Genomic DNA, 12725 nt, shown 5'->3' with positions numbered 1-12725 from the left:
ACAGGCATAGAGCATTATATAATTCCGGCGTTTGACAAGGTAGTGGATTTAAAGACATGCGTGGATTATTTGGAACTATATGGTTTTGATGAGTTAGAAATTAATAGAAAAACGGAATGCAATGGGGATGTATTTATTTTGCCGGCAAAGTATCCGAATAAAGAATCCTATAGAGTGAAAGTGCAAAGTGATTATCAAGAGATAAAAATGGAATTAAAGCAAGACATTCTAGATAATAAAATTACGGAAGAAGAAGGAGAGCGGGAATTGATTTGGTATGAAAGGCGGTTTCGTGACAATATTGAAAGATATGGGAAATTTTTTGAATATGAAACTAAAAAAGAAGTTTCACAATTAAAGGCAGAGCGTGCAGAAAAAAATATAAATGCAATACGTGCGATGGGAGTCGAAGTGTAAAAAACTAAGGGAAAAAGGGAGTAAGCATATGAAATTAAAACAAATGACAAGAAGGATTATTGCTGTAGTGCTGTCAATATCAATGTTATTGACAGTGTTACCGACGAACTGCAGCGTAGCTTTCGCAGAAAGTGGAAATTTAGGAGAGACGATTCTTGCATCTTTGACAGATGAGATTTCAAGTATGGGCGAGGCATCAGCGGAAGCGCTTGCCGATTCGACCGCAGAAGCCAGCGTGCGGGCAGGGGATTGGAGAACGGCAATTTATGTAGACCGTTTGGCGTGGAATAAATTTCACATAGAGGTGCAGAAAGATATAGTTACAAAATATAAATCAAAGCCGTAAACGCAGGTAAGATAGTCACAATTCCGGCAGAGGACATGACGATAGGCAGCTGGTCGGGAACAGGGTATATGGTCATAGACCCTGAGACCGGAGCAGGGGCGTATATGATATCAGGCGGGCTGTGTGGGGGAAGCACGGCGGAAGCCATATATAGTATGTTTCTTGTCAGTCAACTATATTTTAGCGTAACATTAGAATCGCAAGTACAGGGAATAGTTTCAATGGCGGAAATACTCAGTTATGCAGTTTTGTTTGATGGCATGCTAGCAACGGCAGTTGCTTATGGTGGAATGAATCAAGCGATAATGAAATTAATGGGTTATAACTGGATTGATATGTTTAAGGATGGGTTTTTAGGAATTTTGGATGGATATTCAAAAATTGGTTCATAGGAGGGCTAATGAAACTTTTTGGGTTTGCATTTATTTTATGGATAATTGTATATGTCTATGGAATATATAAGCATGGAATAAAAGATGTAATACTTCAACATAAGGTATTTATTAATTGCTTATTACTAGTTGTGACTGTTATATTATTTGCATTCGGTTGTTATACAAATGTTATATACTCAAGCAAATGTAAAATAGGTGAACGAGTAGACGGGGTAATATCGTCGAGAGATTTTAGCCCAGGTTCAAGAAGTGCAGAATGGTATTATGAGTATGAAATAGATATTACAGATGAAGATACTCATGTGACAGCATATTCAAGTAAATATTATAAGTAAGGTGACATTGTAGCATGTTATGTAGCAATTTCCGATGTTCAAAAAGAACGTAAATCAATTATTGAGGTTAGTAATGAATGCAAAAAAGGAAATAGATTAATAACGGTTGCAGGTTATGTACTGATTTTTGAACTAGGAATTTGGTGTATTCAGAATAAATTTTAAAGGCAGTTAAAGTCAGGGTATAGTTTGTATTAAGCTGAGGAGAAAAAGTAAACAATAACCATAAACCACATTTCAAAGGGAGGAAGAAACAATGTTAAAGGGGAAAAATTTCTTATTGAAAAGAGTCATTTCGTGCGTCCTTGTATGCGCCATGATACTGGGGCTGATTCCGCAGTCCGTCTATGCGGCACCGTCTGAAGGCACAGACACTCAGAAGACTTATTCGTCAGACGGATTCACCATTACTTACAAGGAAGCAAGTGCATGGGACAATTATGTGAATGCGGAGATAACGCTTGCAAACGACACGGACAGTGCAAAGAGTCTGTGGGAGATTCAGTTTTCATATGACGGCGAGATAGACAGTATATGGAACGCTGATATAAAAAACCACGATGACGGCACGTATGTGCTTGAAGCAAAAACATACAACAGCACGATAGCTGCGGGGCAGTCCGTAACCCTTGGGTTTATGGCTCACGGAAGCAGTGCAAAACCTGCCATGCCGGAGAGCATAACATTTGCAGATGCTTCGGCTTCGGAGGATAAAAAGGACGAAGATACAGAAGGCGGGGATTCGGAGGGTACAGATACACCGGAGGTCATAATTCCGGGGCAGACATATGAGGTCCCGGAAAAGTGGAGCGGACTAAACTACGCAGTGTTCACATCCGGAGATTCAAATCTGTCGCTTTATACGGGAAATACAAGTATAAGCGGTTCAGTCCATACAAATCAGGATTTTTATTATCAGGGCAGCAGCATAAAGATAGACGGAGTGCTTGAGGCTTCAAAGGGCATAACAATAAAGACGGCAGTCGGTTCTGACTCCATACAGATAGGCTCCAAGTTGGAAAAAGCAGACAGAATAGAGATGCCGGATATCACAGAAGAGCTGACCGAATACACATCAGCAAACGGCGTATGCTATGACGCTTCCACGCAGTTTGGAAGCGACAGCATAATCATTGATACATCGCTTTATATAAACGGCGATGCCGCATTCAATACGACAGAGTTTATGGGACAGGGAATCATATATGCAACGGGAGCGGTTACATACAATGCGGGAAGCATGAGCACAGCGAACGGCTCAAGGCTGTTTATTGCCTCAGAGAGCGGAGACATTACCATCAATGGTTCCGGGATATCAATGAATGCCGTTCTGTACGCGCCAAACGGCTGTGTATGTATCAATTCAAACGAACTGAACCTGAATGGTCGCATCATAGCAAAACAGGTATGTATAAACGGAACAAAAGTAAATATAAATGCAGGACCGTGTGATTTGGACATGCTTGATTTCATCTTCAAGCCAGAGATTGATGTAGCGGCAGATGGTACAAAGAAAGAAAACCGCAGGGTCAGCCTGTCCGTGCAGGAGATTATGAACACGGAATACATACAGAAAGAGAATACGGTCTGGAGCATAACCAGAGACGGGGAAGATGCCGGACAGTATTATGCTGTGGATGAAGAAAATTCAGATTATTTCCACAGGGAGATGATTTTTAGGGAAGCCGGCACTTATATGGTGTCTGTCACCGTGACAACAGGGAAGGTCAATTACACGGTTACAAAAGAACTGGTGATTGAGGAGGATAAAGCGCCATGCGCTGATTTTGAACTGTCGGATAAATACTTTATGCGTGATGAAGAGGGGAAGACATATGTGCACATAGACGACAGTTCGGTGTCACCGGATGGAGATACTATAGGCAGACGTGTGTGGACGATATATTATGATAAGGACAACAATGGAGAGTTTGACGAATCTGAGGGCACGGTAATCAGCGACGAAAATGAGGCGGCTGTTGATTACACGACAGAGAACGTCGGCAGATATAAGGTATCGATTACAGTGTACGAGACCTTTGACGACACAATACCAAAGCTCCTGACGGAAGATGCGTATCTGCATGATGATACATCGGGCAAGGCTGTTTCGGAGTGCGTGTTTGAAGTAGGCAATGAGGCGCCGACGGCAGCGCTTGATATTGAAAAGTCAAAGTCGGCTGATATAGTATTCACGGTCGGCGAGACCGATGCTGACACCATGGCTGTCTATACGGAGAAAGCCGATGAGCTTAAGACTCTGCTTGCAGAGAACGGGATAGACGCCAAGGTGGATGCTGTGTCCACATCCACATATACCGCGCAGGACACATTTGCGTGGAAGGAATACGGACACTACAACTGCGACGGCTACGCAGAGCACATCATATATGAAGAAGATGCCATCAAGATGATAGGATATTACAGTTCTCCAAAGAAGGATTTTCTTTATATAGCAAATGACAATCCTGGGCAGAAGACATTTGAATTCGATTTGCAGCGTGATAACACCGACTGGCACAGCATGGAGGGCGGCGGCTTCCTGTTCAACACAACGGTTTCCGATGATGATAATTATATAAAGGGATTCTGTATACTTGTGACTCGGTCGGGGCTTAAACTCGTCCGTATAGACTGCGACAACCTTCAGAGATTCAGAGACGGCGGTGTAGAGTGGGTGCAGAATGTCGGTCAGCTTTTAAGGACCTACAGCATACCAAATCTGTATGCGGAACATCATTTCAAGATAGTGGTTGACAGCAGCACCATATCGGTGTGGGATGGGGACACTCTTGTGATAGATAACTTTGTTCTGCCTGAAAACGATTATGGCTATGGGTTTGGACCTATCACAAGTCAGGCATGGCACGACTGTTGGCAGAGGTCATACTTCACATTCAAGAACATAACCATGGAGACAATGACTGGAAGCAGCCTTTCGGATATTGTAGACGGATATGACTGGAGGGCAGGGGCGTCACATTATGTGCTGAACATAAGCAGCGCTGAGGTGCCGGAACTGGTTTCCGATGACGCCATGGCGGAGCTTGCGGCTGCACTCATAAGAAATCAGGCGGCATTTGCCGGAATCGGCAGTGATACAAACGAAAGTCAGTATCTCGGACTTTTAAATGCCGCGAATACGGGCGGCATGTACGTATCACTGGACGACCTATCTTCCAAGATGGACACGATAAACACGTACATACTGCAGTCTGTACTCAGCAAGGACTACAGCATAGACAAATACATAACAACAGATGATATAATCACCTACAAGGGTTATTATCAGGATGCCGAAAATGATGAGATATATGAAGAACAGTGGGAGTATGAATACGATCCGTCGGCTTTCACGTCGTCGTCAGGTGAGGCTGAAAATATAGTAAAGAAAGTGGACGAGCCTATTACGGTGTTTGAAAATACGGGAGCATATTCCATACGGCTTGCAGTAAGGGACAATCCGACGGGTGACAACGATGCTCTGGACGGGTACCGCCTGTGGTCTGATACGGAGCAGTATGACAGGCTGCTTCTTGTACAGACACGCCCTGCTGCGTCGGTTTCCGTAACGGTTTCGGAAGACAGTGAGGACAGCTCGGAATGTATTGCAAATGCAGTTTATGAGGCTTATGATGCAGACCACACTGATGACAGCACACAGGGTATACGAGAGGAATATTTCTGCTACAAGAATGTAAAAGACGCGGGATGGACTGAGGGCAAGCTTCCGAACAGGCTTGCAGCAGGGTGCACATATCTGGTTAAGTATCAGGTAAAGGATGCGGAGGGGACGCTGTCTTTCCCTGCCGTGGCGGTTGTGTGTACTACTGAGCCGGGAGTATACGAGGAGATTGATGATACGGTTCCGCCTACGGTGTATATAGACACAGCAAAGACAGAGATAAAAGTGGGAGAGGAACTTCTGATAGACGGATATGCGCTGGATGATTACGGCGTGGATTCGTATGAGATGTATATAGACGGGGAGCTTGTGCTCAGCTCTTTTGGACGAGTGATATTAACTCCTGACAAGGCTGGTGAGATAAAAGTAAAGGCGGTAGCCACGGATATCGGCGGCAATACTTCCGAGAAGGAAATCACCATCACCGTGGTGGACGACAGGGACACTACGCCGCCTGTGGCAGAGATTACATCACCAAATTCGGGTTCGGAGCTTGGATTTAATATACAGATAAAGGGAACAGCTGATGATGAAACCAAATTTGACAGCTATACACTTTCGTACCGCGCGCAGAGTGAAGATGAGTATCACGTCTTTGCCGAGGGCAGCGAGGCAGTGACAGATGACGTACTCGGAACGCTTGACGTGTCGGAATTTACTGCCGGCACATACGATATACGGCTTACCGTAAAGGATGCGGCGGGAAATGTCTCTTACTATGGCATAACCCTGTATATCGAGGTGGGTACGGGTACATCGTCATACGCCCTTTCGGGTTCCATCGACTCGATATCACTGTCCGAAGACAAGTCGCAGATAGATATAAAGGGCAGTGTAAACGCGGAAGGAAATTTAGACAGATACTCGCTCACATACAGCTTGGGCGGGTACGGCGACAAGGTGACCATATCGGAAGGCACGGAAGAGGTAACAGACGGCATACTTGGCTCCATAAACACGTCAGAGCTATCGGGCGGAACTTATTACCTGACGCTCACTGCCACGGATACAAATGGCAACAGCGGAACTGCATCGGCGTCGTTTGGGTATACCGTGGGGACATCTTCGATTGAAAATGAGAACACGGGCGAGATAGGCAAAGACAGCGGAAAGGAAGAAGAAGGAAAAGAAGAAGGCGGCGGAGAAGAACAGAAGCCGGAGACGCAGGACAAGCCGTTCTCTGTCAGCCTGTCATACAGTCAGGCTGCAATAGGAACTGCGGTCAAGGTACAGGTGACACTGCCGTCGGATATTGATGAGAGTACTCTGGTTATATATAAGGGCGAAGAGGAGATAGCAAGCGGAACGAGGAAGACGGAATTTACGTCCGCAGTGTCCGGAAAAGTTAGGATAACCGCAGTCGGAACGGACACAGCAGGCGAGAAAAGACAGGTGACTGCTTACTGTAACCTCTTCAACGACAAGGACAAGAAGGCTCCCGTAGCGGAGATAACATCGCCTGCGATAGATGAGGCGCTTACGGAGCCTGTGGACATAACAGGCTCGGCATATGATGAGACGGAGCTTGATTACTGGAAGCTGGAATACCGCATGACAGATTCCGACACATACATACTTCTCTCAGAAGGTACAGAGAAAGTGAAGGACGGTACTCTGGGACGACTTGACACAACCATGCTTATGAACGGACAGTACACCTTAAGGCTGACGGTATGCGACAAGGGCGGCAACAGGACGAGACTTGAAAATGATTACGTGGTAGAAGGCGGTCTCAAGGTCGGTGCCATGAACATAGGCTTTACCGACATAACGGCAAAGATGGGCGGTTCCACGGTGACTGTAAACCGCATGTACGACAGCAGGAATAAGCAGCAGGGCGACTTCGGTATCGGCTGGACGCTCGGCATATCAGGCATGAAGCTGTACGAGACAAATGATATAGCAAACGGGTACCAGATGACACAGTCGGGTTCCCTGTTCTCAACAGCATACCAGATAAGCGAAACGGTAAGCCATGACGTAACCGTGACATACGGCGACGGGACAAGCGACAGATTTGAAGTATCGCTTTCACCGGAGCGCAGGGCGCTCGTGCCGATATCCGAGGTGACGGTATCATACAAATGCGTGACAAGCCAGAAGGTGAAGCTCGAGATTATAGGCGATACGACTGCATACTTTACAGGCAACGGGCTGATGTTCTACGAGGACAGCATGTTTGACGACCTGAAATACAAGCTCACCAACAAGGACGGCGTGCAGATGTACATGACGGCGGATGGCGGCGTATACAAAATAGCTGACACCGACGGCAACGTAATAACGGTTGATGAAAACGGATACCATGCGGAAAACGGAAAAAGCATCATATTTGACAGGGACAGCAAAGAGCGTGTTACGGCGGCGACGAATCCGAACGGGAACACCACGAAGTACGCATATGACGATGCGGGCGACCTTATAAGCGTGACTGACAGTGCAGACCGCACGGTGAGCTTCACATACGACGCGGAGCACAACCTGATATCAATCACCGACCCGATGGGCATAGCAGTCGCAAGGAATGAGTATGACGATGACGGAAGGCTTATTGCGACCATAGATGCGGACGAGAACAGAATAGAGTACGATTATGATGTGGACGGAAGAACGGAAGCGGTGAAGGACCGCAGAGGGAATACCACGGTATACACCTACGATGACAGCGGCAACATACTCCAGACGGTGGATGCATGCGGAGGAAAGACGACAAATACCTATGATGACATGGGAAATCTTCTCTCGACAACGGACGCAAACGGGAATACCACAGGCTATGACTATGACTCATCAGGCAACGTGACAAAGGTAACCGCCGCAGACGGCACAGCCGTTTCAAGTGAATATACACAGGATAACCTTGTGTCCGGCATACAGATGATGGACAAGACCGTCATGGCAATGGAGTACGATGACTATGGCAGACTGACAAGCCTGACTGACGCTGACGGCAATGATACGGAATACACATATTCGTCAGACGGAAAACTCACGGGAGTAACTGACGGGATAGGAACCGTCCAGACGGTGACATACGATGCGGACGGAAATGCTGCTTCCACCACAAACGGTGCGGGCGAGACAGCATCATACACTTACGATAAAGACGGAAGGTGCACTTCGGTGACGGTCAGCCGGATAGAGAATGGTGAGACGCTCACATTCACAAGCACCTACAACTACAACGAGGCGGGAGACATTATCCAGAGCGTTGACAACTCCGGAAACGTGACGGCATATGAGTATGATGCGGATGGAAACATGATAGCATCAACCGACGCAAAGGGACGCAGAATCACGTATGAATATGATGACCTCGGCAACACGGTGAAAACTGCATACCCGGACGGAACATGTGAGACTTTCGATTATGACGCAAACGACAACAACACGTCGGCGACAGACCGAAGCGGGCAGACAGTGCAGATGGAGTACGATAAGCTGAACCGCCTTACGAAGAAAACATACGCTGACGGGACAAGCGAGACATACACTTATGACGCAGCAGGCAACGTGACGTCAGTTACAGGCACAGGCGGCGGAAAGACCACCTATGCATACGACTGCCGCGGCAGGAATACTTCCGTAACGGACGCACTTGGTAACACAACCGTGTTCGCATACGACGAGGCTTCGAGACTTGTATCTCAGACGGACGCGCTTGGCGGCGTGACGTCATATGAATACGATGACAACGGCAACGTGACAAAGACTACGTATGCGGACGGCAACAGCGTAACTGCTAAGTACGATGCGAGAAGCAGAATCACTGAGCAGAAAGACCAGAACGGCAGTAAGACGGAGTATGCCTATGACGGCGCAGACCGTCTTGCAGGCGTGACAGACGCAGACGGCGGAACCTACACCTACGGCTATGACGGAAACGGCAATCTGGCAACGGTTACGGACGCGCTTGGGAACACCACCACCTACACTTATGATGCAGGCGGCAGGGTGTCCACGGTTAAGAATGCTCTGGGCGGAACTGCTTCATACGTATATGATGAAACAGGAAACGTGGCGAAGTACACAGACTGTGCGGGAAATGTCACGACATATGTCTATGACGATATGGACCGCCTCACGGAGAAGAACGTGTCAGGAGAAAAGACTTCATACACCTACAGCAAGGCGGGACTTCTCACAAAGGTCACGGACGGCATGGGAACCGTAAGCTTCAGCTATGACAGCTATGGAAGACTCACAGGAAAGACAGACGCAGCAGGGAATAAGCTGACGTATACCTACGACAAGTGCGGCAGGCTGTCGTCCATGGACAACGGATTCGGCGGAACAAAGTACGAATACGACATCATGGACCGCGTGACGCGTGTCATAGACAGGAACGGTCAGGCGACGGTGTACGAGTATGACGCCCTCGGCAACAGAAGCGCAGTGTGCTATCCGAACGGAAATGTCATGACATACACCTACGATGCGTGCAGCAGGCTCAAGGAAGAGTGCATAGTAAACGCAGACGGTGTGACGCTTGCAAAGTATACCTACGGTCTGGGCAAGGCAGGGGAACGTCTCAGTGTGACTGACATCACAAACGGCATAGAGACTGACATCGCGTATGAGTACGACAGCCTGAACCGCCTGACGAAAGAGGTCATAGAACGCGGAGACAACAAACTTACAAACGAGTACGGCTATGACAGTGCGGGAAACCGCACGTCAAAGGAAACCAAGGTTAAGGGTGACATCACGGAGCTTGCGGACACGCAGCTTGACGAGGTGGAGATAACTGAAGGTACGACTACTTACACCTACAACGCCTTAAACCAGCTCGTAAACGAGAAGTCAGATGACGGAACCATCACGTATACATACGATGCAAACGGAAACCTGACGGAGCAGGCGGGCAGAAAGACGGCTTCCTACAGCTATGACGCGGAGAACCGTCTGACTAAGGCGACGGTACAGAGCGGCAACAGCGTCACGATAGAGAGCTATACCTATGACTATGCAGGCAACCGCACATCGAAGACAGTCAATGAAGACAGCACGGTATATTACGTGACCGACACGAGCGGAAGTCTTGCATATGTGGCAGCCGAGATGGATGCGGACGGCAAAGAGACTGCTTCATACACCAGATGCGACGGCGAGCTGATGTCGATGGAAAGAAGCGGGGAAGTATGGTATTATCTGTATGACGGACTTGGCAGCACAAGGCTTCTTACAAATGAAGCGGGACGTATCACAGACAAGTATGCCTACGACGCATACGGCAGCCTCCTGAAAAAGAGCGGCGGCACTGAGAACGACTTCCTCTACACGGGCGAGCAGTATAATGCGAACACGGGGCTATACTACCTGAGAGCAAGATACATGAATCCGGGCACGGGCACGTTCATAAGCATGGACAGCTATCAGGGAAGCCTTTACGATCCGATAAGCTTGCACAAGTATCTGTATGCGAATGCGAATCCGGTTACGTATACGGACCCGAGCGGATATTTCTCACTACCTGAACTTAGTGCTGGCATGACAATGTCGCAAGTGTTGTCATCATCGTGGAAATTTATAGGACTAAACACTTTGATAGGCTCTTTGACTGGAGCGGCTGTTGGAGCTGTTGATTCCATTTTAGGAGGAAATAATTTCTCGACGGTATTGCAGGATGCTTTTAAAGGACTTTGGCAAGGGGCATTGTTTGGATGTGTTCTATCTTCTTTAACATGTTTTGCAACAATTAGTCCAATTTGCATGACCTTGCTATGTGTCTCACAGAAATTATTGTTGGTGAGCGGAACGGTAGGTGTAGCTATATCGGCTGAAGAAGGACATCCTGCTCAAGCAATATTTCGAGCCATCGTGTCAATTTTTGCATATAAAAGTTTGGGCAAAATAATAGATGGAGTAGACATAGCTAAATTAGACGGAGCAACTAAAGGTTATAGTCAAGATGCAAATGGTAGATGGCACAGATCCAATGGGCAATTTGCATCAAATTCGGAAGTTGGGATAACAGGTAAGACAGCGAGTGGAAAAGGTGTTCATGGTAACTCATTGACCAATAATTTTAATAAAAATTATGGATATGCATTGATTGATAAGAATACAAGTGAGGTACTTAAATTTGGAGAAACTTTATATCCAGACACAAGATATACACAAAGTTATTTAGATAGCATAAATGCAGAAATGAAAGTATTGGTCAGTGGACAAAAATTAGATATTCATTTATGGCAGCATGATATGAACATGTATTATTTTTATAAATATGGAGATTTTCCACCGCTGAATAAGAAAGGTTGGTAGTATGGAAATAAATATTAATTCGCCACAGTATTACACAAATGAATTTGGGATAGATGACGATATATATAATCTGTGCCAAGATATTCATGAATACTTTAAAAACAAATGTTACAGCGAAAGTATTGATATAGTTGGAATAATACCTATAATTGCTCCTAAGGAGACGATAAATAAAGGCTTATGTAAAAGAGGGTATCATTGTGAACCAAAATATGGATTTGCAAGCGTCAGGGAGTACATAGATTATGAAGAGTATGTTTCTGCGGATGTTGAAAAGAAAAAAAAGTTAATGCTTCAATGTGTTTTAAATTCTGTAAAAACAATAAAAACAAAGGGAAGGATAGACTTTCAAAAATTCAAAGAGGATTTTGATGTTTTTTGTAAAGAACATAGAATTTAAAAAACGGCAAAAATTAAGCGGATTGTAAACATCGTGATTTAGAGCCCTCAATGACGTGGCAGTCGGCTTCATGTGCGACGGCATGTGCAAGACATCACTCGGCATCATCCTAAAGTCGATGATGGCAATATTCGGTCTCGGAAGCTAGGTTGACCAGATATAGGAAGCAATAAAGAGCGGCGATCCTGTGGAGATAGCGGTGCGGTTCGTGCAGCTTACGTGTATGCTGTTCGGGCTCACAAGCCAGTACTTCACGGGCGACACGCTGGTTTCGGCGGAATACGGGCTTACGCCGATAGCTGACATAGAGGCAGGAGACTATGTCTGGTCTAAGGACACGGAGACGGGAGAATGTGTTCTCAGGGAAGTGACGGAAGTTTCTCACTGTCGGAGACATCGGTTGAAACGAGTGGACAAGCCTGTCTGCAAAGCGCAAATGCAATTAATGCTATGGTTATGCTCAATATCGCAAGGAGCCTTTGGGGAACAAAACGGAGTTCCTATGTAGTATATACACTCATGGTTGCATTCCATACAAGAAATTGGATAGAAGATGATGGCGGTATGGTAGGGTACAATATGATAAACGGTATAGGTGCAGGAAATAAAAATAAAACAATATATCATGATAAGTCAAATGAATATTTTAAAGACTACCCATCGTTGATTAATAATTATATTAGCGAATAGATAAATGCAATATATGAAGATATTGGTGCATGGTGGAAGGTAAAGTAATATGGGAACATTGGAAGTGGACAAGAGTCTTAAAGCGGCGTTTAAGGAAACGCTGGAGCCGCATGGCTTCAAGAAAGTAAAGGGGAGGTATCCGCACTTTGTGAGGATGGCAACGCCCGAGATTATTCAAGTCATCAACTAT

General features: G+C 46.1%; 6 protein-coding genes and 1 pseudogene. All 7 read left to right on the top strand.

Annotated elements, in window-relative coordinates; all coding sequences use genetic code 11:
* Positions 1-417, top strand: a pseudogene (locus DWW60_RS13110) (hypothetical protein); the annotation flags it as partial.
* A gap of 28 nt (positions 418-445) precedes the next feature.
* Positions 446-763, top strand: coding sequence for a hypothetical protein (locus tag DWW60_RS13105; protein ID WP_117875551.1), 318 nt, complete (start codon positions 446-448; stop codon positions 761-763).
* Positions 764-798: 35 nt separating this feature from the next.
* Complete coding sequence (locus DWW60_RS13555) at positions 799-1155, top strand: hypothetical protein (RefSeq protein ID WP_173795154.1); 357 nt, start codon at positions 799-801, stop codon at positions 1153-1155.
* Positions 1156-1163: 8 nt separating this feature from the next.
* A complete protein-coding gene (locus DWW60_RS13095; RefSeq protein ID WP_117875550.1) occupies positions 1164-1493 on the top strand; it encodes a hypothetical protein in 330 nt (109 codons plus the stop codon).
* A gap of 256 nt (positions 1494-1749) precedes the next feature.
* Positions 1750-11445 carry an RHS repeat-associated core domain-containing protein gene (locus tag DWW60_RS13090; protein WP_117875549.1) on the top strand — a complete coding sequence of 3232 codons (9696 nt, stop codon included), beginning with the start codon at positions 1750-1752 and terminating at the stop codon, positions 11443-11445.
* A gap of 1 nt (position 11446) precedes the next feature.
* Positions 11447-11845 (top strand): Imm44 family immunity protein, encoded by a 399-nt coding sequence (locus DWW60_RS13085; protein ID WP_117875548.1) that lies wholly within the window; start codon positions 11447-11449, stop codon positions 11843-11845.
* A 351-nt stretch (positions 11846-12196) separates the two neighbouring features.
* A complete protein-coding gene (locus DWW60_RS13080) occupies positions 12197-12535 on the top strand; it encodes a hypothetical protein (protein ID WP_117875547.1) in 339 nt (112 codons plus the stop codon).
* Positions 12536-12725: the final 190 nt, after the last annotated feature.

The sequence above is a fragment of the Coprococcus sp. AF16-22 genome (assembly GCF_003461545.1).
GTDB lineage: Bacteria > Bacillota > Clostridia > Lachnospirales > Lachnospiraceae > Coprococcus > Coprococcus aceti.
Note: the sequence above shows the minus strand (reverse complement) of the source record. Positions and strands in the feature narration are given on the sequence as shown.